At 70.7% G+C, this 24,608-nt stretch carries 21 protein-coding genes; 7 read left to right on the top strand and 14 right to left on the bottom strand.

Translation table 11 applies throughout. The annotated features are described in order from the left end of the window. Positions 1-11 precede the first annotated feature (11 nt). Positions 12-299, top strand: coding sequence for a hypothetical protein (locus FM051_RS20620; RefSeq protein WP_158845787.1), 288 nt, complete (start codon positions 12-14; stop codon positions 297-299). 21 nt (positions 300-320) lie between these two features. Here the strand turns inward: FM051_RS20620 and FM051_RS20615 are convergent, their stop codons facing one another. Further along, positions 321-3,527: a S8 family peptidase gene (locus tag FM051_RS20615; RefSeq protein ID WP_158845784.1), complete on the bottom strand. Its 3,207-nt coding sequence runs from the start codon at positions 3,525-3,527 to the stop codon at positions 321-323. Positions 3,528-3,960: 433 nt separating this feature from the next. Here FM051_RS20615 and FM051_RS20610 point away from each other — a divergent pair, with 433 nt between their 5' ends. Beyond that, positions 3,961-5,097: a hypothetical protein gene (locus tag FM051_RS20610; protein WP_158845781.1), complete on the top strand. Its 1,137-nt coding sequence runs from the start codon at positions 3,961-3,963 to the stop codon at positions 5,095-5,097. A gap of 4 nt (positions 5,098-5,101) precedes the next feature. Here FM051_RS20610 and FM051_RS20605 read toward each other — a convergent pair whose 3' ends face one another. Together FM051_RS20605 and FM051_RS20600 are read right to left on the bottom strand one after the other, a co-directional pair. Beyond that, positions 5,102-5,794, bottom strand: a complete 693-nt coding sequence (locus FM051_RS20605; RefSeq protein WP_158845778.1) for a response regulator — start codon at positions 5,792-5,794, stop codon at positions 5,102-5,104. Continuing rightward, positions 5,791-8,352, bottom strand: a complete 2,562-nt coding sequence (locus tag FM051_RS20600) for a DUF4118 domain-containing protein (protein WP_338019485.1) — start codon at positions 8,350-8,352, stop codon at positions 5,791-5,793. Before FM051_RS20600 ends, FM051_RS20605 begins: the two co-directional genes overlap by 4 nt. 168 nt (positions 8,353-8,520) lie before the next feature. Between FM051_RS20600 and FM051_RS20595 the strand changes: the two genes are divergently transcribed. Beyond that, the gene (locus FM051_RS20595; RefSeq protein ID WP_158845775.1) at positions 8,521-10,215 is read left to right on the top strand and encodes a PHP domain-containing protein; all 1,695 of its coding nucleotides are present in this window, start codon (positions 8,521-8,523) and stop codon (positions 10,213-10,215) included. Continuing rightward, positions 10,215-10,769, top strand: a complete 555-nt coding sequence (locus FM051_RS20590; RefSeq protein WP_158845772.1) for a hypothetical protein — start codon at positions 10,215-10,217, stop codon at positions 10,767-10,769. The genes FM051_RS20595 and FM051_RS20590 overlap by 1 nt, the downstream gene beginning before the upstream one ends. On the opposite strand, the gene FM051_RS20585 is transcribed toward FM051_RS20590, so the two are convergent. From FM051_RS20585 to FM051_RS20575, 3 genes are all read right to left on the bottom strand, one after another. Beyond that, complete coding sequence (locus FM051_RS20585; RefSeq protein WP_158845769.1) at positions 10,689-11,135, bottom strand: DUF6010 family protein; 447 nt, start codon at positions 11,133-11,135, stop codon at positions 10,689-10,691. The genes FM051_RS20590 and FM051_RS20585 overlap by 81 nt on opposite strands. A gap of 120 nt (positions 11,136-11,255) precedes the next feature. After that, positions 11,256-12,287, bottom strand: coding sequence for an MFS transporter (locus tag FM051_RS20580; RefSeq protein WP_158845767.1), 1,032 nt, complete (start codon positions 12,285-12,287; stop codon positions 11,256-11,258). After that, a complete protein-coding gene (locus FM051_RS20575; protein WP_158845764.1) occupies positions 12,284-12,742 on the bottom strand; it encodes a MarR family winged helix-turn-helix transcriptional regulator in 459 nt (152 codons plus the stop codon). Before FM051_RS20575 ends, FM051_RS20580 begins: the two co-directional genes overlap by 4 nt. 179 nt (positions 12,743-12,921) lie before the next feature. Here FM051_RS20575 and FM051_RS20570 point away from each other — a divergent pair, with 179 nt between their 5' ends. Beyond that, complete coding sequence (locus FM051_RS20570) at positions 12,922-14,181, top strand: cytochrome P450 (protein WP_158845761.1); 1,260 nt, start codon at positions 12,922-12,924, stop codon at positions 14,179-14,181. A gap of 16 nt (positions 14,182-14,197) precedes the next feature. Here FM051_RS20570 and FM051_RS20565 read toward each other — a convergent pair whose 3' ends face one another. The 7 genes from FM051_RS20565 to FM051_RS20535 all read right to left on the bottom strand — a co-directional run bounded on the left by FM051_RS20565 (position 14,198) and on the right by FM051_RS20535 (position 22,675). Further along, positions 14,198-14,803, bottom strand: coding sequence for a TetR/AcrR family transcriptional regulator (locus FM051_RS20565; protein WP_238412520.1), 606 nt, complete (start codon positions 14,801-14,803; stop codon positions 14,198-14,200). 158 nt (positions 14,804-14,961) lie between these two features. Continuing rightward, complete coding sequence (locus FM051_RS20560; RefSeq protein ID WP_158845755.1) at positions 14,962-16,272, bottom strand: caspase family protein; 1,311 nt, start codon at positions 16,270-16,272, stop codon at positions 14,962-14,964. A gap of 66 nt (positions 16,273-16,338) precedes the next feature. Further along, positions 16,339-17,229, bottom strand: coding sequence for a hypothetical protein (locus FM051_RS50685; protein WP_202918943.1), 891 nt, complete (start codon positions 17,227-17,229; stop codon positions 16,339-16,341). 600 nt (positions 17,230-17,829) lie between these two features. Beyond that, positions 17,830-19,365 (bottom strand): MDR family MFS transporter, encoded by a 1,536-nt coding sequence (locus FM051_RS20550; RefSeq protein ID WP_158845753.1) that lies wholly within the window; start codon positions 19,363-19,365, stop codon positions 17,830-17,832. Positions 19,366-19,391: 26 nt separating this feature from the next. After that, positions 19,392-20,054, bottom strand: a complete 663-nt coding sequence (locus FM051_RS20545) for a TetR/AcrR family transcriptional regulator (RefSeq protein WP_202918942.1) — start codon at positions 20,052-20,054, stop codon at positions 19,392-19,394. A 241-nt stretch (positions 20,055-20,295) separates the two neighbouring features. Next, on the bottom strand, positions 20,296-21,099 hold the full coding sequence (locus FM051_RS20540; protein WP_158845747.1) for a helix-turn-helix domain-containing GNAT family N-acetyltransferase: 804 nt from the start codon (positions 21,097-21,099) through the stop codon (positions 20,296-20,298). Between the two features lie 724 nt (positions 21,100-21,823). Next, positions 21,824-22,675 (bottom strand): ankyrin repeat domain-containing protein, encoded by an 852-nt coding sequence (locus tag FM051_RS20535; RefSeq protein WP_238412519.1) that lies wholly within the window; start codon positions 22,673-22,675, stop codon positions 21,824-21,826. A gap of 107 nt (positions 22,676-22,782) precedes the next feature. Between FM051_RS20535 and FM051_RS20530 the strand changes: the two genes are divergently transcribed. Beyond that, complete coding sequence (locus FM051_RS20530; protein WP_158845740.1) at positions 22,783-23,064, top strand: early set domain-containing protein; 282 nt, start codon at positions 22,783-22,785, stop codon at positions 23,062-23,064. A gap of 523 nt (positions 23,065-23,587) precedes the next feature. Here the strand turns inward: FM051_RS20530 and FM051_RS20520 are convergent. Continuing rightward, positions 23,588-23,899: a winged helix-turn-helix transcriptional regulator gene (locus tag FM051_RS20520; protein WP_158845737.1), complete on the bottom strand. Its 312-nt coding sequence runs from the start codon at positions 23,897-23,899 to the stop codon at positions 23,588-23,590. Between the two features lie 86 nt (positions 23,900-23,985). Between FM051_RS20520 and FM051_RS20515 the strand changes: the two genes are divergently transcribed. Continuing rightward, positions 23,986-24,597 carry an NADPH-dependent F420 reductase gene (locus FM051_RS20515; RefSeq protein ID WP_338019484.1) on the top strand — a complete coding sequence of 204 codons (612 nt, stop codon included), beginning with the start codon at positions 23,986-23,988 and terminating at the stop codon, positions 24,595-24,597. The last annotated feature ends 11 nt before the right edge of the window (positions 24,598-24,608 follow it).

The raw sequence follows: 24,608 nt of genomic DNA, 5'->3' as shown, positions 1-24,608 counted from the left end.
GAGGCATCAGGGTGAACGCGGCACTGGAGTTCAAGGTGGCCGCCGAGGACGACCCGGAAAGCCACCTGCTCCAGGTCGCGGTCGGCGCCGACGTGTCGGGACGCGGGCTGGAGCGGTTCTCCGACCAGGTGGGAGCGGACATCGTGGAACGGTTCCCGCGACTCGGGTTCGCCGAGGCGTTCCTGGTCAAGGCCGCGGACCAGGTCGAGCGCAAACCGCACTGCGCCGCCGCCGAGCTGATGCGCGACGGCTGGGCGCAGCGGGTGTCGAACAACCCGTTGGACCCGCCCGGCCGGTGACCGGGCGGGTCCGGGGACGGATCACTTCAACGCGTAGGCCTTCAGGATCGTCTGGTCCACCGAGTTGCCCTCGGCGTCACGCGCCTGGGCCTTGAGCGAGACGAACTTCGCGTCGGCCGGGTGCGCGACCGCCGCGATCCACCGCTCACCGACCTTGACCAGCGGCACCGGCTTCCACGTCGCGCCCTCGTCGTAGGAGACCTGCACGGCGGGCGTGGCAACGCCCTGGGCACCCGCCACGCCGTTGCGCTGCACGTACACCGGGAACGCGAACGGCCGCCCCGCTTCCGCCCGGTTCTCGTCGTCCAACGACGGCGCGAACCGCACGGCCAGCAGCGGCAGCGGCGCGGGCTCGTCCCCCGCCACGTGCTCCGAGGTGAACGTCCACTCCGCCATCACGAAGCTGGACAGGTCGGCCACGCCGGTCCGGGTGGCCTTCGCGTTCAGCGTGTACGTGCCCTTGTCGGCGGGCACGGGGGAATCCAGGTAGCCCGCCTCCTCCCAGGTCCCGGCCAGCATCTTCCCGTCGCGGTGCAGCGTGGTCTGCGCCTTCACCGTCGCCGAGTAGCCGTAGTGGTTCGAGTCCTGGTCGGTGAACATCGGCACAGAGACCCCGACGGTGTCACCGCGCCGTGCCGCCCACTCGTAGGGCCGCTCGGTCAGCGGGAACGCCGGGCCGAACACGGCGGCGTTCCACTTCTCGGTGGCCGGCCGTCCCGGCTGGAACCGGCGCGGCTTGACCGAGTACTGGAAGGTCTCCTGCGGGTACGCGTAAGGAGCCGTCATCTGCGTGAACCCGCCGTACCACTCGGTGTCCGGCGTGTAGAACTCGGTGATGCGCAGCGGCAGCGGGCCGCCCGCCATGTTGTCGCGGAACCCGGTCTTGCCGGGCGCCGCCGCGGCGGACACCGAGTTCACCTTCACCAGGTCGCGGTCGGCGAACGACCGGTCCAGCTGTTCCGGCACCGCGCCGTCGTGCGTCCACGAGACGTTGTACTGATAGGGGCTGCCGACGAACGTGCCGTCGGTGTCCGGCTTGGCGAGCCGTGCGGCCGCCGTGAAGCTCGCCGCGCCGGGCGCGGACGTCTTCGACGGCACGAACAGGAGACCGTCGAGGCTGGTCGAGATGATGCCGTTGCCGGTGTCGCCCCACGTGGTCTTGCGGGTGAAGAACAGGTCCGCGTAACCCGCCTTGGCGTCCGGTTGGTCCACGCGCACGGTCAGCGGCCTGCCCTGGCGGGCGTCGAACACCAGCTCGGCAGCGCCGGTGACGGTGAGGCTCGGCTCCAGGAAATGGGTCACCGACCCCTGACCGCGGGTTTCGACCAACGCGCCCAGGTAGAACACGCCCTTGGGCAGCCGGGTGACCACCGTGCCGGACGAGTCGTACCGGGCGTGCGACTTCGGCTGCACGATCTCGTCCAACCGGTAGGAGTAATTCGGGGTTGGCTTGCCGTCGTGGTCGAGGAAGGTCAGCTTCACGTCGTAGCTCTCGACCTCCTTGGTCACGCCGATCGGCGTGCGCATCGCCGTGGTGCCGCCGGTGGCGACGAGCGCGCCGCCGTAGGGGCCGTCGGGCGCTTCCACCGAGGTCTTCGTGGTGACGGTGACCGACGTCGAACCGCCCGGCGCGATAGTCACCGACGACGGCGAGACGGCGACCATGTCCGAAGGCGCCGGGTTGCCGGCCGGGTCGCGCAGGTCGTCGGTGATCTCCAGGGTCAACGGCGTCGTGCCGGAGTTCCGGTAGGTCACCTCCTTCACGATCGGCGCGTCGTCGTGGTGCGGCCACAACGCGATACCCAGGTTCAGCGACGCGGGCGACGCCGACACCGACTGCCCGGCCGCGCGCGCCACGTCCACGCGACCCGCGCCCTGCTCGTACACCGACAACGCCGGGTTCGGCTTGGCGCTGCCCATCAACGCGCTCTTGAGCTGCGCGGCGGTCCAGTCCGGGTGCTGCCCGGCGAGGATCGCCGCCGCGCCCGCGACGTGCGGGGTGGCCATGGACGTGCCGGACAGGGCGACGTGGCCGTCACCGGCAGGGGTGCCCATCGTGCCGTTCTTGGCGCGGGCCGCGACGATGTCGACGCCCGGCGCGGTGATGTCGGGCTTGATGGCGTTGTCCTGCCGACGGGGGCCGCGCGAGGAGAACCCGGCGAGGTTGTCGGAGCGGTCGACCGCGCCGACGGTCAGCGCCGCGTCCGCCGCGGCCGGGCTGCCGATGGTCTGGTCGTCCGGCCCGCTGTTGCCCGCCGCGACGACGAACAGCGCGCCGCTCTGCTCGGTGAGCCGGTTGACCGCCTGCGACATCGGGTCGGAGCCGTCGCTGGTCCGCGGGCTGCCCAGACTCAGGTTGACCACGTCGGCACCGGCGTACACGGCCCACTCCATGCCGGCGATGATGTCCGACTCACGGCCGCCGCCGTGGTCGCCGAGCACTTTGCCGACCAGCAGCGCGCTGTCCGGCGCGACACCCTGGTACCTGCCGGAGCCGGTGATGGTCGCGGCGACGTGCGTGCCGTGGCCCAGCCGGTCGTCGGTGGTGTCGCTGTCGCTGAAGTTCCGCGCCTCCACCACAGACCCCGCGAGGTCCGGGTGCGTGTCGTCGATGCCGGTGTCCAGCACGGCGACCTTGGTGCCTGAACCCGTGTGGCCGGCCTGCCACGCCTCCGGCGCCCCGACCTGCGGAACGCTGCGGTCGAGCGTGGCGCTGACCGGACCGTCCAGCCACACCCGGTCTGAACCCGCCGCCCGCGCGCCGGACCAGAACGCGGTGTCCTTGGCCGCTTCCACGGCGAACCCGCCGATGCTCGGCAACGCCTGACCGCCGGCGATCGCCGGGCCGGTCGACGTGACGATCAGCGGCGTGACCGCGCTGGACCGGTCGTCGTAGCCGGCCCGGATCAGGCCGGTGACGTCGAACAACCGCTCGTCCAACTGCCCTGACCGGACCGCGGGCGCGGCGTCGGCGGGCACCACGTGCAGGTCGCCCTGCTCGTCGCGGTGCTGGAAGAACCGCACCGACCCGCGCCCGCTCCCCGGCCGCACCTCCGCCCGCCCGGCGCGGAGCGTGACCCGATCACCGGTCAGCAGGGTGACCGTGCCGTCCGGACCTTCCGCGCCCTGACCGGTGGGCGGCGCCGCAGTGCCCGAGCCGGTCACGGCGGTCATCGCGGCCGCCGTCACCAGCCCTACGGCGAACAGTGCCGTGGTTCTGCGAGACATGTGCGGACTCCCCAGTCACCGTGGCGGTACCTCACCGACCGCCACTCCCCTCGGTGACTAAGACACCTCGGAGAGCCGCCACGTTGCTACGGGCACCAGAAACCGGGCCGAGTCGACGCCTTCCGGCTCCTCCTCGAACGACTCAACGCAGGAAACCGGGATGTCCCACGCCCCCGACAAGCAGGTCAATCCGCGGCCGGACCTCGTGGTAGGCGTCGAAGAACCGGGCGGGCGAGTCCGTGCCGCAGAACCACGCCGCCGGTCAGCCGGACCACCTCGGCCCCGGCGCCCAGCCCGGCCAGGACCTCGTGCGCCGGAAGCTCTTGGGCAGCCAACGGTTCCCCCTCGATTCCGCTGTCCGGCCGACGCCGGCGCCGTCCGGGCGGGACTACCGTTCGGATCGATTCAGCGGACATCTCGCAATGGAGCGATCATGCCCAAGTCACGCACGCCCATCGGCGTCCTCGCCCTGGCCGTGGCCCTGTCGCTGGTGACCGCGCCCTCCGCCCAGGCAAGCGCCATCGTCACCGAGTTACCCGGCCTGCCCGGCTACCCCACCCACCGCACCATCGCGGTCAACGACCTCGGCCAGGTCGTCGGCGTCGCCTCCGGCAACGGCGCACCGCGCACCGTCCAGTGGGCGCGCGGCAACGCGGCCACCGATCTCGGTCCCGGCATCCCCAGCGGTCTCAACCAGATCGGTCAGGTGCTCATCCAGGAGGGCGTCAACGGCGCCGGACCCTACGTGCAAAGACCCCGGATCTGGCACGAGGGCAAGGTCGTCGACCTCACGCCCTCCGGCTCCGGCTGGGTCATCGCCTCCGCGATCAACAACAAGGGCGCGGTGCCGATGACATACTCCACCTCGCCGTCCGGGTACCACCAGGAACGCGCGGCGGTGTGGCGCGACGGCAAGCACACGGCGTTGCCGGTGTCCGGACCGCACCTGTGGCTCAACGCGATCAACGACGCCGGGGTGATCGCGGGGTCGAAGGCGCCCATGTTCGGCACCGACGTCCACGCGTTCCGCTGCGCCGACACCACGACGTGCAAGCCGCTGTCCACCGTGCCCGGCTCGGGCACCTACTCGGTGAAGGCGATCAACGAGGCCGGGGTGGTCGTCGGCGACCGGGGGACGCAGGTGCTGCGCTGGGAAGGCGACCGCGTGACGGTGCTGTCCACGTCCGGCGGGGTGGCGAACGGGCCGCAGGCGATCAACGAGCGCGGTGACGTCGTCGGCTGGACCACGGAGTTCAGCGGCACCCGGCGGGCCACGCTGTGGCCGGGCGGCGGCAAGCCGGTGATCCTGGACGTGCCCGGCCCGGCCGAGGCGGTCGCGGTCAACGACCGCGGTGACGTGATCGGCTGGACGTCGGCGGGCAACCCCGACGCGCCCCGCGCGTTCCTGTGGCGGGACGGGAAGGTCAGCTACCTCGGCTCGCTCGGCGGCGCGCACAGCCTGCCGGTGGCGTTGAACGAGAAGGGCACGATCGTCGGCGAGAGCACCACCGCCGACGGCACGCTCAAGGCCGTGAAGTGGACCCTGCTGAGCACCACCCCGGTCCGCTGACCCGTCACGTCCGGAAGCGGTAGCCCTGGCCGGGTTCGGTCAGCAGGTGCCGGGGGTGGGCGGGGTCGGGTTCGAGCTTGCGGCGCAACTGGACCAGGTACACGCGCAGGTAGTGGGTGGCCGACGTGTAGTTCGGCCCCCACACCTCGGTCAGCAGCCGCTGCGCGCTGATCACCTCGCCGCGTGCCCGGACCAGGGTCTCCAACAAGCCCCACTCGGTCGGCGTGAGGTGCACTTCGCCGCCGTCGCGGTGGATCTTCTTCGCGGTCAGGTCGATGGTGAACGACGCCGTGCGCACGGGCGGCTCGTCGACCTGCCGCCTGGTCGACCGGCGCACGGCGGCCCGCAGCCTGGCCAGGAACTCGTCCATGCCGAACGGCTTGGTGACGTAGTCGTCCGCGCCGGCGTCCAACGCGCGCACCTTGTCCGCCGAGTCGAGCCGGGCGGACAGCACGACGATCGGCGCGGTGGTGGACCGGCGCAGGCCGGTGATCACGTCGATGCCGTCCAGGTCGGGCAGGCCGAGGTCCAGCACCACCACGTCCGGCCTGTCCTGGGCAGCGGACAGCTGCTCGGCCACGCGTAACGCCGACGTGCCGTCCGACGCGGTCAGCACGTCGTAGCCATGCGCGGTCAGGCTGATGCGGAGCGCGTGCACGATCTGCGGGTCGTCGTCCACGACTAAGACGGTGGTCATGCGGACGTCACCTCGGCGATCGGCAACGAGATGACGATCGTCAGGCCACCGCCCGGTGTGTCCTCCGCCGTGATGGTGCCGCCCATGGCGTCCACGAACCCCTTCGCCACGCTCAGCCCGAGGCCGATGCCCGGTGTGGCATCACGGTCACCCAGGCGTTGGAACGGCGCGAACACCGCGTCGGCCGTGTTCTTCGGCAGCCCCTGCCCGTGGTCGACCACGCGCAGTTCCACCCGGTCGCCGTAGGCGCTGGCACGCACCGCGATCTCCGGCTCGTCCACCGCGATCCGGCCGTCGGCGTCCACGTCGACCGCCCGGCGCGGGGCGAGCCTGCCGTACCGCAGGGCGTTGTCGATCACGTTCGCCACCACGCGTTCCAGCAGCCCGATGTCGGCGAGCACGGGCGGCAGCTGTTCGGCCACGTCCACGGACACCGAGCGGTGTTCGTCGATGCCGGCCAGGGCGCGCGCCACCACCTCGTCGTACGTCACCGCACGCAGCTGCGGCACGACGGCGCCGGTGGCCAGCCGGGACGAGTCGAGCAGGTTGTCGATCAGGCCCGTCAACCGGTCGGCGGACACCTCGACGGTCTCCAGCAGCTCCGATGTGTCCTCATCGGACAGTCGCAGGTCGGTGTCGCGCAGGCTGCCGATCGCGGCCTTGATGGAGGTCAACGGCGTGCGCAGGTCGTGCCCCACGGCGGACAGCAACGCGGTGCGCAGCTCGGTCGTCTCCGCGCGCCGTTGCGCCTCGGCGGTCTCGGCGGCCATCCGCTGCTGCCGCAACGCCATCAACGCCTGACCGGCCGCCGCCTCCAACGCCCGCTGGTCGCCCGCCGGCAGGGTCCGGCCGCGCAACGCCAGGTGCACGTCCGCGGTCACCGGCACGTCGACATCGGCCTCGTCCGGTTCCGCGCACGGCCGCGGTCCGGCGCACGCCACCCGCTCCCACTCCCCGTCGCGCCGCTCCAGCAACGCCACCGACTCCAGCCCGAAGTTCTCCCGCACCTTCTCCAACAGCCGCGCCAGCGGGAACGGGCTGGTCAGCACGGTCCGCGCGTAGGAGGCGAGCAACGCGGCCTCGGTGCGGGCCCGCGCGCCTTGCTCGGCCAGCCGCGCCGCCCGGTCCACCACCAACGCGACCAACACCGCGACCAGCAGCATGGCGATCAGCGTGACCAGGTTCTCCGGGGTCGCCACGGCCAGGCTGTGGAAGGGCGGGGTGAAGAAGAAGTTCAGCAGCCCGGCGCCGAGGAACGCCGCGGCGAGCGCCGGACCGTGCCCGCCCACCAGCGCGGTCACGACCGTGGCCAGGAAGAACCCGACCAGGTCGGTGGAGAAGGCCAGGCTGTCGCCCAGCAGCAGCCCCACCCCGGTCACGCCGGCCGGCAGCGCCACCGCCAGCACCCACCCGAGCAGCTTCCGGGACCTGGAACGCGTGCCGCCGCCCCACCCCCACCGAGGGGCGCGACGTGCCTCGTCGTGCGTGACCATGTGCACGTCGATCGCCCCGGACGCCTGGATGACCGCCGCGCCGATGCCCTCGTCGAACACCCGGGCCAGCCGCGAGCGCCGGGACGTGCCCAGCACCAGCTGGGTGGCGTTGACACCGCGGGCGAAGTCCAGCAACGCGGTCGGCACGTCGTCGCCGACCACGGTGTGGAACGTCGCGCCGACGTCCTCGGTGACCCGCCGGAGCCCGGCCACCAGCTGCGGTGACGCGCCCGCCAGCCCGTCGCCGCGCATGATGTGCACGACCATCAGGTCCGCGCCCGCACGCAGCGCGATACGCCGTGCGCGGCGGATCAACGTCTCGCTCTCCGGCCCACCGGTGATCGCCGCGACCACCCGTTCACGGGTCTCCCACGTGTCGGTGATGGCCCGTTCGGAGCGGTACCGCTGCAACGCGACGTCGACCTGGTCGGCCACCCAGAGCAGGGCGAGTTCGCGCAACGCGGTGAGGTTACCGACCCGGAAGTAGTTGCCCAGTGCCGCGTCGATCTTGTGCGCGGCGTACACGTTGCCGTGCGCGAGCCTGCGGCGCAGCGCCTCCGGGGTGATGTCGACCAGTTCGACCTGCTCGGCGCGCCGCACCACCTCGTCCGGCACGGTCTCGCGCTGCGCCACGCCGGTGATCCGCTCGACCACGTCGTTGAGCGATTCGAGGTGCTGGACGTTGACCGTGGACAGCACGTCGATACCCGCGTCCAGCAGCTCCTCGACGTCCTGCCACCGCTTGGCGTTGCGCGAACCGGGCACGTTGGTGTGCGCCAGCTCGTCGACAACGGCCACCTCGGGCCTGCGCGCCAGCAGGGCGTCGACATCCATCTCGGTGAACTCGACATCCCGGTGCACGATCCGCCTGCACGGGAGGACCTCCAGGCCGCCGAGCAACTCCGCGGTCTTCGCCCGGCCGTACGTCTCGACCAGGCCGATTACGACGTCGGCGCCCCGCTCACGACGCCGGTGCGCCTCGCCGAGCATGGCGAACGTCTTGCCGACGCCGGGCGCCGCGCCGAGGTAGATCCTCAGCTCTCCGCGCTTGCGTTTGCCGTCCACGGGACTCAGTGTGCTCGCACCCGTTCCAACGCGGTTGAGGGCCGTCACGTCGACGCCGTGCCGAATTGTTCACCCGGTGTTCGCGCACGACCACCGCCGCGACACATGGCCGACTCACGATACTTCGCTCCGACCGCCGCCCGTCCGGGTCAGATCGGAGCTTGAAGAATGTCGCACCACCATCCCCACGACCACACCCACGAGCACCACCACGAGGAGGTGGAGGGGAGCTGGCGCGACGGCCAGGACGACCGGCCGCTGTCGGTGGCGCGACGCCGGTTCCTGGCCGGTCTGGGCGCGGCGGGTGTCGCCACGACGCTGGGCGCGACCCCGGCCCACGCGCACGACGACCGCCCGGCCACGCCGGTGAACCCGTGGAGCGGGCGCGGGCGTTGGTACGCGGGCGACCACCACATCCACACCAAGTACTCCCAGGACGGCCAGTACGAGGTCGCCCAGCAGGTCGCCAAGGCCCGCGAGTACGGGATGGACTGGCTGGTCATCACCGACCACGGCAGTGTCGCGCACGAGAAGTTCTCCATCGGCCAGATCACGCCCGACATCGAGCAGGCCCGCCGGTCGCACCGCGATGTGCTGGTCTACCAGGGGCTGGAGTGGAACATCCCCGGCGCCGAGCACGCCACGGTGTTCCTGCCGCCCGGCCGGTCCACCGTGGACATCCTCCAGGCGTTCGAGGCGGCCTACGACGGCGCCCTGCTGTCCACGCCGGTCGCGAACGGCGGCAAGGGCCTGATCACCCGCTCGACCTCGGCCGACGGTGAGCCGTACGCGCTGGCCGCGCTGCGGTACCTGGAGGCCCAGGTGCTGTCCGGCCGCACCGAGATCGCGCTGATGTTCGCCAACCACCCGGCCCGGCGCGGCGTGGACAGCCCGCACGAGTTCCGCGGCTGGCGTGACGCCGCGCCGGACGTGGCGGTGGGCATGGAGGGCGCCCCCGGTCACCAGGCGGCGGGCATCCGGAAGGCCGACGGCGGCAACGGCACCGGGCGAGGGGGCTACGACGCCTCGCCGAACCAGGACAGCTTCCCCGGCTACGCCCCGACGGCCACGGAGAACCCGTACCGCACCTACGGCGGGTTCGACTGGATGACCGCCAAGGTCGGCGGCCTGTGGGACTCGCTGCTGGCCGAGGGCAGGCCGTGGTGGGTCACGGCCACCTCCGACGCGCACCGGGTGCACCAGGACACGTTCACGCCGGGCACCGGCGACCACGGCAAGACCGGCAGCCGCGGCGCGCCGATCGACACCGGCACCCCGCAGGTCCAAAGCGACTACTGGCCGGGTTTCTACAGCTCAACGCTGGTCGGCGCGAACTCGAAGTCCTACGTGGACGTCATGCGCGGCATGCAGAGCGGCAAGGTCGTCGCGGTGCACGGGCGGATCATCGACGGGCTGAACCTGCGGGTGCGGTCGCTGGGCGAGGGCGACAACCGGGGCGTCACGATCGGCGGTCGGACGTTCGTGCGGCGCGGTGACGACGTCGAGGTGGTGATCGAGGTGGACCTGGCGCGTGGCGCGAACTTCGCCGGGATGGTGCCGAGGTTGGCGAAGGTGGACCTGATCGCCGGCCCGATCACCGGCCCGGTGGTCGACCGCGACGCGTTCTCCGCGCCGGCGACGAAGGTGGTGAAGTCGTTCGAGGTGGCCCGCACCGCGCGCGGCACGGTGAAGTTCACGCACGCGTTCCGCGGTGTGGAGGGGGCGTTCTACCTGCGGCTGCGCGGTTCGGACGGCAACAAGCTGACGTCGGACGGCCACCCGGTGATGGACGTGATCGGCGACGCCGACCCGTGGTCGGACCTGTGGTTCTACGCGAACCCGGTGTTCGTGGACGTCATCTGATGACCTGGCTCGGCGCCGTGCCCGCCCTGCCCGGCGGGCACGGCGCGGCGCACGTGGACGCACTGCTGCTGACCGCGTTCGACGGTGTCGAGGCGGATTTCGTGTGCACGCACATCGACCGCCTCGGCCCGGTCGCGGTCACCGCGCTGTCCGCCCACGTGACGGGCGAGGTGGACGTCGACCGGCTGTCGGAGGCCCTGGGTGGCCCGGTGGTCGTGCTCGACTCCCCCGACTCCCCCGGCATCCCCGACTCCCCTGCCGCACGGGCCGCGCGCGCGGGCCGCGACCGCACCGACGGCCGGTGCATCCGCTTCCCCGGCCAGTCCACGCTCACCGGCACCCATCCGGCGGCCGAGGTGGTGGCCGGGTCCGCGATCGACCGGGTGGTCGGCATCGGTGTCCCGGTCTCACCGACCGATCGGGTGGAAACGCTCGGGTTCCTCCGCCCGCTCTGCCAGGACGGCGAGCTGGTGCTACTCGTGGAGCCCGCCGTCGGCGGCGTGCTGCGCCCGACGGAGGCGGAGAGCCCGCACGAGTGCTGCGGGGGTCATTGACCGGACGTCGAGACCGCCCGCGAACGCCCACAGCGCGATCACCGGGTCGCAGATCGCGCAGCCGAGCGACGAGTGCTCGGCGAACGGGATGATCGGGGTGCCCTGCAGGTGGTGCACCACGTCCGAGGCCGTGTGCACGAGCCACGCGATGCCGATGAACGTCCACGACTCCAGGCCGCGGTAGGCGCAATACGTGATCACGGCGGTGATCACGAACTCCCAGACGCCCAACCCGCCACCGCTGAGGTAGGCCGCGCCGGCGCCGGCGACCATGATCGCGTTGAACCGGCGCCGGTGCGGTTCGCGGATGAAGGAGTTCAGGCACACGTACAGCACGCCGATGAGCAGTGCCGTGACCACGATCATGATGGAGGCGGTCCTTGTCGTCGCAGGTGATCAAGTCACGTGTGACGGTAGGAGCGCGACGGCCGCCGCGGCAGTGGCCTGACTGCCACACTCCAACGGGTTCTCGCCAACACCCCCGCGTCAGACTGCGGTCGGGGTCTCGACGAGGTCCAGGCTGGTGCGCAACGTGATCGGCTTGAGCAGCAGGGCCGCGACCACGCCGACCACCGCGATGGCCGCCGAGATCACGAAGATGTGGCCGGTGGCGTCGCCGTACGCGGCCCGGACGATGTGCTGCACGGCGTCCGGCAGCACGTTCAGGTTGAGGTTGCCGCCGCCCGCGCCGCCGGCCGGGATGCCCGCCGCCGCCAGATCGCGGGTGATCGCGTCCTCGACCCGGCGGGCCAGCACCGCGCCGAGCACCGACACGCCGATCGTGCCGCCGAGCGACCGGAAGAACGCGATGGTGGAGCTGGCCGCGCCGATGTCCTTCAACGGCACCGTGTTCTGCACCGCGAGCACCAGGTTCTGCATGCTCATGCCGACACCCACGCCGACGAGCAGCATCGACCCGCCGACCAGCACCAGCGACGTCTCGTGGTCGATCCGCCCCAGCGCGAGGAACCCGAGGACCAGCGTGGCCGCGCCCGCCACGATGTACGGCTTGATCCGGCCGGTCTTCGTGATCAGCCGTCCGGACACGATGGACGCGCCCAGCACGCCGGCCATCAACGGGATGGTCAGCAGACCGGCTTCGGTCGGGCTGTAGCCGCGGCCGATCTGGAAGTACTGGCCCAGGAACACCGCGCCGCCGACGCCGATGCCCTGGAACGCGCGTGCGGCGATGAGCTGGCCCGCGCTCTGCGCGAAACCGCTGACCACCGAGCCGACCACGAAGATCACGATGGCGATCTGGACCAGGGTCTTCTTGTCGAACAGGTCCGCGAGCTTGCCCCAGACGGGCGTGGTGGCGGTCGCGGTGAGCAGGGTCGCGGTGACCACCCAGGTGTACTGGGTCTGCGAGCCGTTGAGCGCGCCGATGATCGGCGGCAGGGCCGTGGAGACGACGGTGCTGCTGAGCATCGCTACGAACAGCGCCAGCAGCAGGCCGCTCAGGGCCTCCAGGACCTGCCGGTGGCTCACCGTGGCGGTGGTGGTGGCGGGTGCGCTCATCGCGCGGCCTCCAAGGTGGAACCGAGGGCTCCTTCGACGTCGGTGGTCAGGCGCCCCAGCGCCGAGGTCGGCGCCTCGACCTCGGCGGGGCTCCAGTCGGCAAGGGCACGGCGCAGGAGCCGGTCGGACCAGTCGCGGGCGTCGGCCAGCTCGGCGCGCCCGCGTTCGGTCACCACGAGGATGCCGGCGCGGCCGTCTTCGGGACCGGCACGCCGTTCGACCAGGCCGTTGGCGACCAGCGCGGCCACCGCCCGGCTGACCGTGGACGGGTCGAGCCCGGCGCGGGCGGCCAGTTCCTTGGCGTGGCAGCCGGTCGCGTCCGCGCCGGCGCGGTCGATGAGCGAGAGGATGCCGACCAGTCCGTCGGACAGGGGCTGTCGGTGCTGTTTGACCATCCGCACGACCTTCAGCAGGTCACGCACCCGGTCCTCCAGTTGCCGCGCGACGGCGTCCATGCCGTGCCCCTTCCCCCGCATTGCTTGCCGCATACAACTCCCCCTCTATCTTGCGCGTTGTGCAAATTTGCTCCGCGTGCATCTAAATAAAGCTGCACGCTGTGCACGTTTTGGTACGGTGAGTTACCACTACGCTGAGCAGCGGCCCGGTTGCGCGCCGGGTCGGGAACGGATCGTCGATGACCACCGCTTCCCAGCACAAACGCCCCAGCACCGGCCGGATGACCGTCCCCCTGCCACCCGAGTTCACCGAACGCGACACCGGCCCCTTCGACCCGCCGAGCGTCCTCGGCCGGCTCGGCAGCCAGGGCCCGGTCCACCGGGTCACCATGCTCGACGGCGACCCGATGTGGCTGGTCACCGACCACGAACTGGCCCGCACCCTCTTCGCCGACCCGCGGCTGGGCTCCGACCGGTTCGGCAGCAAGCGCGTGCTGGACAAGCTGCCCGAGCAGGTCCGCGCCCGGATGACCGACGCGCGGGCCCGCGCGGGCAGCTTCATCACCATGGACCCGCCCCGGCACACCCGTTACCGCAGGCTCCTCACCGGCCAGTTCACCGTCCGTCGGATGAAGCAGCTCACGCCGCGCATCGAGCGGATCGTCACCGAACACCTGGACGCGATGATCGCCGCCGGGCCGGGCGCCGACCTGGTGCGGGCGTTCGCGCTGCCGGTGCCGTCACTGGTGATCTGCGAGCTGCTGGGCGTCGAGTACGGCGACCGCGGCGAGTTCCAGGAACGCACCGCGATGCTGCTGCGGCTCGACGTCCCCGTGGAGGAGGTCATGCGGCTGGCCGACGAACTGCGGGCGTTCATGCGCGGTCTGGTGCTGAGCAAGCGCGCCGAGCCCACGGACGACATGCTGTCCGGCCTGATCGAGGCCGACCCGACGCTCACCGACGACGAACTGATCGGCATCGCGAACCTGCTGCTCGTCGCGGGCCACGAGACGACCGCCAACATGCTGGCGCTGGGCACGTTCGCGCTGCTGGAGCACCCCGACCAGCTCGCCGCGCTGAGGAACGACCCGACGCTGATCGGCGGTGCGGTCGAGGAGCTGCTGCGCTACCTGTCGATCGTCCACCTGGGGGTCGTCCGCACCACGCGGGAGGAGGTGGAGATCGCGGGCGAGGTGGTCCCGGCCGACTCGACCGTGCTGCTCTCCGTGCCCGCCGCCAACCGCGACCCGCGCCAGTACGACAAGCCGGACGCGCTCGACGTGACCCGGCCGCGCGGCGCGCACCTGGCGTTCGGACACGGCGTGCACCAGTGCCTCGGCCAACAGCTGGCGCGGGTGGAGATGACCGTCGGCTTCACCGAGCTGCTGCGCCGGCTGCCCGGTCTGCGCCTGGACGTGCCCGCGGCCGACGTGCCGATGCGCGGCGACATGCTGATCTACGGCGTGCACGCGCTCCCGGTCACCTGGGACGAAGCCTGAGGCCTGAGCGAGACTCCTAAGACCGGGCCCGGCTCGGCCGGACGGCGGCGAAACCCGTGTCCAGCCGGTCGATCATGACCCCGATCAGGTCGGACAGCTCGGGTCGCTCGGTGGCGTCCAGCCACCAGCCGACGACCACCCGCAAGGTCGCCATCACGGTGGCCGCGAACATCATCGGGTAGAGGTCGGCGGCCGGGTCGACGCCGACCCGCGCGGCCACCGCGGCGGCCAGTTCGCGTTCCTGCGCGGCGAAGGCGGCGATCTGGTGCGGCAGCAGCGCCGGGGTCCGGCGCAGGACGCGCAGCTGCGCCACCCGTTCGAGGTCGATCCGGTCGGGCACGGTCTCGACCAGGGCGCGGTGCAGGGCCTGCAGCACCGGCTCCGACTCGGGCCGTCCGGCGAAGGCCTGGACGAACGCGGCGGCCGTGGCGACGTCACCCGCGACCACGGCTTCCTCTTTGGAGGAGAAGTAGTTGAAGAACGTGCGGAGGGACACGCCGGCGTCGTTGGCCACCTGTTCGACGGTCACTCCATCGAGGCCGTGCTCTACGCACAGTCGCAACGCGGCATCGGCCAACGCCGTCCGGGTGGCCAGCTTCTTGCGTTCACGCAGTCCCGACACGCGCGAAAGTGTCGCACTTGTCCGGCGATATGCAGGACAAGTGCGACACCCGTGTCTCCGGAGCCGGTGCTGCGTCACGCAACGGCCCCTTCGCGGTCCTGCCGATCCGCTGAAGCTTCCGGCCCCGCTCCACGGACTCGCCGTTCCGAGACACAGCGCTAGATCGTGAACGGACGTTGGAGTTCGAACGCGACGCTGGGCGGGTTGGTGTCCCAGAAGTAGTTCGGCGTCTGCTGGGGCGGCATGGAGGCCACTATTTGCCGGTGCAGCTCCCGGTAGTTGCCGCTGAACCGGCCGTTGCTCCAGGTCTCCAGCAGGCGCTGGGTGAACAGCCCGTTCTTCACGCCGTCGAGCGAGAGCTGGTTGTCCTGGCAGCCCGAGATGAGGAGCACGGACGCCTGCGGTGGTTTCGCGTTCCGGACCTCCTTCTTGACCTCGCTGTATTCGCGCCAGCGGGCGACCTGGTCGGCGTGGGCGATCTCCGGCGGGAGGTTGCGGGTGATGGGCGACTGGTCGAGGACGACCGCACCCGTGTCGCTGAACTCGCTGACGGCCATCATCCGCGTGTCGTCCTCGAGTTGGGTGAGCACCAGATCGACGTAGTGGTCCACCTCGGGGGCTTGGACCTCCTCCGCGGCTCGGTCGCCCTGCAGTTGGGCCACCACCGTGGGCATCACTTCGCGCAGCGACTGCTCCACCTCGTCCCACCCCGGCGCGCTTCTCGTGGTGAGCATCGGTATCGGCGTGTCGAGGAAGAACCCGACATCGCGGGCTTCCTGGAACGAGGCCGCGAACGCCTTGTAAGCGAATACGACATCCCGGCTGACGGTGCCGCTGTGGCAGGAATCCGATAGCATCATGATGCGCACACCGGGCCTGAATTCCCCCCACAACGCGGAGAGTTCGTCGTCGAGCAATTGCCGGTCGTACAGCACCCAGGTTTCGTCCAGCTGATCCGGTTCCTCGCCGGTGGCATCACGCATCTGACTGCCGTGCCCGGAATAGGTGAGGAAGAAGAAGTCTCCGGATTCCAGTTCCCGGGCCACGTCCCGAATCGCCTCGATGACATTGGACGCGGTCGCCTGCCCGTTCAACATGATCCTGCTCTCGAAGCGCTGGGCCTGGGCGAGCGCCGTCATGTCCCTGGCGTCGTTCTCGCACCCGCGCAGCGGTGGCACCGTCATCCCGTACGCCGCGTCGTCCACGAAGTTCAGCCCGATGTGGAGGGAGCGCCCACGTGCCGCGCCCGGGGTCGGGTGGAGTGCGGTCAACGCGCCCCAGGTCTTCGGCCCGACCTTGCCGTCCGCCTCGAGACCGTGGTCGCGCTGGAAGTCCGTGACCGCGTTCTCGGTGCGTTCCCCGAAGATCCCGTCGGCCTGGCCGGGATCGTAGTTCGCCTGCTTGAGCACCAGCTGGAGCCGGCGTACGTCCTCGCCTTGCGATCCGCGCGTCAGCGTGCGCTGCGCCATCTTTCCTCCCTAGAGGCACAAAGTCGGGGTAGGGCGGCCGGGCGAGGCCGCCCTACCCCGTTCCGGTCAGACTGACTGCTGCGCGAACTGCTGGGCCGGCTGGCCGTACTGCTGCTGGGCCTGCTGGCCGTACTGCTGCTGGCCGTACTGCTGCTGACCCTGCTCCACGTAACGCTGGCCGGTGAACAGCCCGATCAGCGGCGGCACGCACTGCGTGAGCGCGGGCACCACCGCGCTGAGCACCGGGCCGAGGATGCGCTGGGCGATCTGGGGGTCGTGCGGCCTCGCACCGACCAGCTCCCGCCGACCGGGTGCGAACGCGTTGAGGATGACCGGAGCCGCCTGGACGAGTTGCGGCACGATGGAAGCGATCAGCGGACCGAAGAATCGGGTCGACACCTCCTCGTCGCTCTGCGGGTAGTCACGGCTGCCCTGGAGCGACGAGATGATCGACGGAACCGCCTGGAGGACCTGCGGCACCACCGCGCTCAGCACCGACAGGAAGTCCCGCTGGACCTGTTGCGGGTCCTGCGACGCCGTGATGATGTCCCGGTTCTGGGTCTGGAGGCCGTTGATGATCTGGGGCACCGCGGACACCACGGCCGGCAGGATCGCGGCCAGCACCGGCAGGAAGCGTTCCTGCACGTCAGGCCCGGTCAAGCCCATGCCGGGCTGCTGCCCGAACTGACCCTGTTGCTGCCCGAACTGACCGGGCTGCTGCTGCCCGAACTGGCCGGGCTGCTGCTGTTGCTGCCCGAACTGGCCGGGCTGCTGCTGTTGCTGCCCGAACTGGCCGGGCTGCTGCTGCTGCTGCCCGAACTGGCTTGGCTGCTGTCCGAACTGACCGGGCTGCTGCTGTCCGAGCTGGTCCGGCCCCATGTCGCGAGAGCGCGGGCCACCGGCCTGCTGCAACGCGTCCTTGAAACCCTGCGCCATCATGTCTGCGAGCTCACGCATCTGCTGTGTCTGCCCGGGCGACGCATAGGACGTTGCGGTGGTCATGATCGTGCCTTTCGTTTGACGATGATGGGCGGTCGGCCAAGCAGGAGCCACCACTCGATAAATTGGGTAGCGTCGACTGCACATTCGCCCGCCTGGTACCAGCGGGAAGTCGGCCAGGGACAACATGGCCAACTTCTGCAATGGCTTCGCGAGCCGCCTGTGAGTCTGCCACGCCAACTGCGGACGAGGGTTCACCCAGACGACGGAAAATTCCACGCGACCTAGCGACAGAAAGTTGAATGGGCGACCACTCGCGCCGTTGAATCGTTCTCACGTTGCGCCGCACCGTCAGGTCAATGGCGACAATTTGATGTTGAATTGCTCGGCAGCCGTCAATTGACTGAAGTGTGGTGGGTGTCGAAGTAGAAACACAGCGTCACCACAGGGGGTGCCGAGCCGCGACCGCGTTACGCGGACGGGTGCGCATGCAGTGGCTGCCGCAGCCGACCGGCCACGGTCAGCCGTCAAACCGGTACGGACGAACCGCGCAAGCGCCGCAACGCCTGCGCGGTCGTCCTCCGTCGCAGTCGGGCGACGGACTGTCGACTCGGGGAGCTAGTGGCTCTCCGCCATCTCCGCGGCCAGCCGCTCGTCACCGCTGAGCGTCTTGAGCGGCTTCTCCTTGATGAACAGCACCGCCAGCAGCGCCAGCACCGCGATCGGCGCGCCGATCAGGAACAGCTCGGCCGTCGCCGTGGCGTAGATGTCGCGCACGATCACCCGCACCGACTCGGGCAGCAGCGCCAGGTCGGGCACCGTGCCCGAGTCGCCACCGGGCGCCGGGCCGAGCTTCTCCTCGCTCAGCGCGGTCACCCGGTTCGCGAGCACCGCGCCCAACGCGCTCACGCCGATCGCGCCGCCGAGGCTGCGGAAGAACGTGAGGGTCGACGTGGTGGCGCCGAGGTCGCGGGCGGGCACGTCGTTCTGCGCGGCGAGCACCAGGTTCTGCATGAGCAGACCGACGCCGACACCCAGCACGGCCATGTGCACGCTCACCATGAACACGCTCGTGTTCGCGTCGATCGTGGCCAGCAGCAGCATCCCGCCGACCATGACCACGCCGCCGGCGACCAGGAACACCTTCCACTTGCCCCACTTGGTGATCAGCTGACCGGCCACGGTGGACGACACCAGCAGTCCGAAGATCAGCGGCAGGCTCATCAGGCCCGCCTGCGTCGGCGTCTTGCCCAGGCCGATCTGGAAGTACTGGGACAGGAACACCGTGCCGCCGAACATCGCCACACCCACCAGCGCGCTGGCCAGCGTCGTCAACGCGACCGTGCGGTTGGCGAAGATCGTCAGCGGCACGATCGGGTCGGCCGCCCGCGACTCCACCCACACGGCCAGGCCCAGCAGCACGACGCCGACCGTCACCAGCAGCGCGGTCCACGCCGAGGCCCACTCGAACTGCTGACCGGCCAGCGTCGACCACACCAGCAGCGTGGACACGCCGCCGACGATCAGCGCCGCGCCCAGGTAGTCGATCGTGACTTCCTTGCGCACCACCGGCAGGTTCAGCGTGCGCTGGAGCAGGAGGATCGAGGCGAGGGTGAACGGCACGCCGATGAAGAAGCACCAGCGCCAGCCCAGCCACGAGGTGTCCACCATGACGCCACCGATGAGCGGGCCGGCGACCGTGCCGACGCCGAACACCGCGCCGAAGATGCCCGCGTAACGGCCCATCTCGCGCGGCGGGATCATCGCCGCCATCACGATCGTGGCCAACGCGGTCATGCCGCCCGCGCCGAGGCCCTGCACGACGCGGCTGGCGATCAGGACCTCGACGTTCGGGGAGAAGCCCGCGATGAGCGAGCCCACCACGAACAGGCCGAGGGAGAGCTGGATGAGCAGTTTGCGGCTGTAGAGGTCGGCGAGCTTGCCCCACAGCGGCACGGTCGCCGTCATGGCCAGCAGTTCGGTGGTGACGACCCAGGTGTAGACGGACTGCGAGCCGTGCAGGTCAGCGATGATGCGCGGCAGTGCGTTCGACACGATGGTCGAGGCCAGGATGGCCATGAACATGCCCAGCATGAGGCCGGACATGGCTTGCATGACGTCCCGGCGCGAGGTCGTGCCGGTTTCGGTGGACATCGGATCCCCCAGGTAGTGACGATGTTTCAAGACTGCGGACTCGTGGCCCGGCTCTGGCTCTGGCTCTGGGCCGACGGCGGGTCGGCCAGCCCTCCGGCGAGCATGTCGACGGCCTCGGCGAGCAGGTCCTGCAGCGATGCGGCGGTGCTCGACCACCGAACGCTCGACCAGCGGACGACGGCCACCCGGAACGCCGCACCCGCCGCCGCGCCGAGCAGCAACGGGTAGGTGTCGTCGGCGGGCAGGCCGACGCGTTCGGCGATGCCGGCGACCAGTTCGCGTTCCACCGCTTCACCGCCGGAGAACACCTTCGCCAACAGCACGGGGTGCTGCTGCACCACGCACATCCGCCGCAACCACAACTCGCGGTCCTCCGCCACCACCGCGGCGACCTCCGCCGACAACGCCTCGCGCACGGCCGCCGCGGCGGACAGCTCCGCCGGTTGGGCGAGCACGCGGGCGCGGACGCGGGGGCCGGTGTCCGGGTCGGGGCCGAGGACGGCGTCTTCCTTGGTGGCGAAGTAGTTGAAGAAGGTGCGCGGCGAGACGTCGGCGGCGGCGCTGATGTCCTCGACGGTCACGTGGTCGAGGCCGTGCTCGGCGACCAGGCGGACGGCGGCGTGGCTCAAAGCCGCGCGGGTCTGCCGCTTCTTGCGGTCGCGAAGCCCCTCGGCCGCCTGAGTGGTCACTTGATCAGCGTAAGGACAAACATGCACGTACTGCAACTTTGCAGGGACTGCACAATTGTGATCCCCCTCTCCCGCGCCCTACTCCCCCCGCGCGGCCCCCGCCCCTCCAGCCCAGCCGCACAATCGCCCCGAGCCGCGAACAGGCAACACCGACGGTCGCACGAACCCGCCACCCCAGGCGACCGCTTTATCTTTCCCCGCCACCTCCCCCAACCACCCTCGCCCTCACCGGCCCCGACCCTCAGGCGCGACGCTCCAACATGATCGTGTCCCGCCAAACCCCGTGGTGCACCGCGATCCGCTCCCGAATCCCGACCGTCCGGAACCCAGCCGACCGGTGCAACGCGATGCTGGCCCGGTTCTCCGGGAACACGACGGCCTGCAACGTCCACAGCCCAGCGGCATCCGCCGCCACAACCTGCCGGTGCAGCAACGCCTTCCCCACACCCCTCCCCCGAAAGCGCGCGTCCACGTACAGCGACGTCTCCGCAACCCCCGCATAACACTCGCGCGGCGACACAGGCGTAGCCGCCGCCCACCCCGCAACCCACCCGTCGACCACCGCGACCCATCGGTGGTCGAGCAGCCACTTCACGTCCAGCGTGCGACGGGTCGGCGTCTCGGTCTCGAACGTGGCGTCACCCGTCGCGATGCCCTCACCGTAGATGCGCCGCACGTCGACCCAGTCGTCGTCGACCATCGCGCGCACGACGACGTCCGCCGGCGGGTCGAGCGGCGCGGTGGGGATGGCACCCAGCACCGCGTCGATGGCGTGCGGCAGCACGACGCGGCCGGACGGGTCGACCGAGGCGAGGGTCGCCGTGCCGTCGCGGCGGAGTTGGACGAAGCCGGCGGCGGCCAGTTTGCGCAGGTGGTGGGAGCAGGTGGGCTGGGTGACACCGAGCACGTCGGCCAGCACGCCGACGGTGGTCTCGCCGGCGGCGACGGCGTGCAGCAGCCGGACCCTGGTCGGGTCGGCCAGGCAGCCGAACCGTTCGGCGTAGGCGGTGGCCTGGTCGACCGCGAGGAGCGCTGGGGATGTCATGACGCGGATTCTTGGCCTCGCGGTGCCGCGTGGTCAATCGAATCTGGTCGATGCAATGGGACTCACTTCATAGACGCTCGTCTATGCTTCCGTCTCCGTCCGCTGCGGGTTCGCGGTTCGGTCGGCCTGCCCGTGCATCCGGCTCGCTTGCCCTGCACGCGATCGCGGGCGGGCTGATCGGTGACGACGCCGACGAGCCCGATGAGGTCGAGGTGCCGGTCGGGACCGCGACCGATCGCGACCGATCGGGACCCGGGCAGCGGCGCTGGTGATGGCCGGCTACACGGTGTTGGCGGTCGACCCGTTGCAGGCGGCCAGGTTCCGCGACGGGTTGGGGGTGTCGGGGGGCCAAGAGCGAGGGCCGGCGACGCGCACGTATTGGCCGACATGATCCGCACCCACGCCCACGAGCTGCGGCCGGTCGCCGGTGATAGCCCGGAGGCCGAGGCGGTTGAGGTCGTGGCCGCACCCACAAGCCCCTGATCTGGGGACGGACCTGGCACACCCGGCGGCTGCGGGACGCGCTGCGGGGCTGCTTCCCCGCCGCAGGGGCTGCTTCGCCGCCGCGCTGGTCGCGGCCAACGGCTCGTCGGCATCCTCCACGGCTGCCTCAAAATCCGCACCTACTGCGACGAAGCGACCGCCTGGTTCGCCTGCCGCGCCGCTGCCTCCTTCTTTCCCGGCAACGTCAATGGTGCGCTGAAAGTTTCCCATTGACGCTTCGTTAGCTCGTTGGAGTGATCTTTTCGGCCATCGCCGCGTCCACTCCCGCGTCGCCTGTCGGTCCATTGTGCCTGGTCGGCGCGTCTGCCGCGACTAGAGCCGCGACTGTTCCCGGGTAGTCGCCGTCCGGCGTCCGGTTGTTCCGCACGCCCCACAGTGCGCAGTCGAGCGGGGTTGGGCCGTCCTTGTCGAAGGCCTTGTCCGTGAGGTCCGCGCCGCGTGCCACGAGGAGGCGCACCACCTCTACTCGGCCGTTCATCGCGGCCTGGTCCAGCGGGGTGAAGTTGCTCCAGCCTCGGGTGTCCACGGCCATGCCGGCGTCGAGGAGGGCGGCTACTACGTCCGTCCTGCCCAGAGCCGCGAACTGGCCCAGGATCCAGCCGTAGTCGTCGCCGGCGGGTGTACCCAGGACTGGGGCTGCGGAGCGCGGTAGGGAGACCGATTCTCCTCGGGCCACGGCCAGCACTGCCTCGTCCACCGGGTCCAGGGACGCTTCGGCGCCGTGCGACAGCAGGAGTGAGTACGCGGCCAGGTGTCCGCACCGAGCGGCCAGTGCCAGCGGTCGGCGGCCGACGTCCCAGCGGCCCCACGGGAGGTTCACGTCTGCGCCGGCTGCGATCAAGGCACTGAGGACCTCGGTGCTCCGGGCGCGGCCGATGGCGTGGTGCAGACAGAACTCGGCATTCACGTCCACGCCGTGGTCCAGGAACCAGCGCAGGCCGGCGATGTCCTCGAAGTCCAGCTTGTGGTTGACCACGCGTTCGAAACCCGGCTGGTAGAGCTCGTCCAGCAGCGTGGTGTCCGACTGCTCGCACGCGTGGTAGAAGGCGTCCTCGTCGGAAGTCGGCGGCACGTCCCGGAGCATACGTCACCCCGACGCGTGACTGTCCACTTGGAACACCGGAGCGGTCTGGAGCGGTAGGGTCCCTGGAAGGCAAGATCGACCCGCGAGGGAGAACGATGCTCCGCAGCACTCGCCTCTTCGGCCCGAAGCGCCGAGTGACCTTCTCACTGCCGCTCGACCAGCCGCGCGGCCCGGTGAGCGTGGTCGGCACGTTCAACGACTGGACCCCTGGCGTGCACGAACTGGTACCGCGCCGCGACGGCACGCGCACGGTGACGGTGATCCTCCCACCGGGCACGCACCGGTTCCGCTACCTCGGCGCCGACGGCCATTGGTTCGACGACGCCGACGTCCCCCAGGTCGACCACGAAGGTTGTGTGATCACGATCGACGGCTGAGACTGCCGAGACGGCTGCGACGGCTGACGAGAGCTGGTGAGGCCGGGAGGTGAACCGGCCGTGGACCCGAACGGGATCACGTGCGGCTCATCGGCCCGTGCGTCCGGAGCCGCGACGAACACCGGCTCGCCCGGGGTAGCTGCCGGGCTCGCGCCACCGACTGGTCCCTCCACTGCGGACGTCCACCTTGACGAGCTGGTTGAAGAAGTCGTGTCGGCCGTTGTCGTGCGGGCCGACGCCGTCGGCGTACCGGTAGTCGCGGCCGTTGTGCGAGCGGTAGGAGGTGCGGGGCAGTTCCAGCGTGTCGTCTGCGAGCCGCCGTGACCGGATCGTCGGTCTCGAACCTGGCCGGGCCGTTGCGCACGAGCGTGCCGGAGAGCCATCGCGGCAGTTCGCCGCGGACCTCCAGGTTGTCCGCGACGATCTCGCGGTCGAGGGTCCGGAACCCTGCCTCCATGGCGCACCACCTCTTGAAAAACCGTTATAAACCAGCGTTTCGAATCACCCGTCAAGCCGGACGTCGTCAAAGCCGGATTTCGTCGCCGCGGTCGTGCGCCCAGCGGCCCAGTGCGTCGATCGGCCCGAGCAGGCTGCGCCCCAGGTCGGTCAGCTCGTACTCCACCCGGTCGCGGAAGGCGTTCCTGGCCACCAGCCCGGCGGCCTCCAGTCGGCGCACGGTCTCGGTGAGCACCTTGGGCCGGATGCCGCCGATGGCGCGGCGCAGGTCGGCGGGCCGGCGCGGGCCGTGCCGCAGCGCGTGCAGGACCACCGGGTTCCAGGTGTTGGCCAGCAGGTCGAACGCCTGCCGTGCGCGGCAGTCGGCGAGGAAGGTCATGGGCGGTTCCCCTGTCGTGGACACCGTTTGGTGCCCGTCGGGCTCTTTAGCGTCGGTCCCAGACAACCACTTCGGGTGAAGGAGAGGTGCGAACGGGGATGCGGATCGGCGTGCTGGGGTCGGGCGGGATGGCCGAGGCGTTGGGCGGTCGGTGGGTCGCGGCGGGGCACGAGGTGCTGATCGGCGGGCGGTCGCCGGAACGGTCCCGCGAGTTGGCGTCGCGGATCGGGGCGGTCGCCGGATCACCTGCGGACGCCGTGGCGTTCGGGGACGCGGTGCTGCTGGCCGTGCCGGCGGCGGTGGCGGTCGACGTGTTGGGTGCGGCGCCGGGGCGGGTGGTGATCGACTGCACGAACTCGGTGGTGCCGGGCCGGTTCGTGCTGGACGAGCCGCGGGTCGCCGCACGGCTCGCCTCGGCGTCGGGCGCGCACGTGGTGAAGGCGTTCAACCTGTGCCACGTGGACGTGTGGCGGCGGCCGTCGTTGACGTTCGAGGGACGGCCGCTCGGGGTGCCGTTGTGCGGTGATTCGGCGTCGGCGCTGGAGGTCGTGCGGGAGTTGGTGCGGTCGATCGGGTGTGTGTCGGTGGACGGCGGGCCGTTGGAGCGGGCCGAGTTGCTGGAGGCGGCGACGGCGTTCGCCATCGGCTTGTGGGTCGGGGGCGCGGACGTGCGGTCGATGTTCCCGACGATTACGTAAGCGCTAATGTA

This window comes from Saccharothrix deserti (assembly GCF_009769385.1).
Lineage (GTDB): Bacteria > Actinomycetota > Actinomycetes > Mycobacteriales > Pseudonocardiaceae > Actinosynnema > Actinosynnema deserti.
This window is presented reverse-complemented; position numbering and strand designations above follow the sequence as displayed.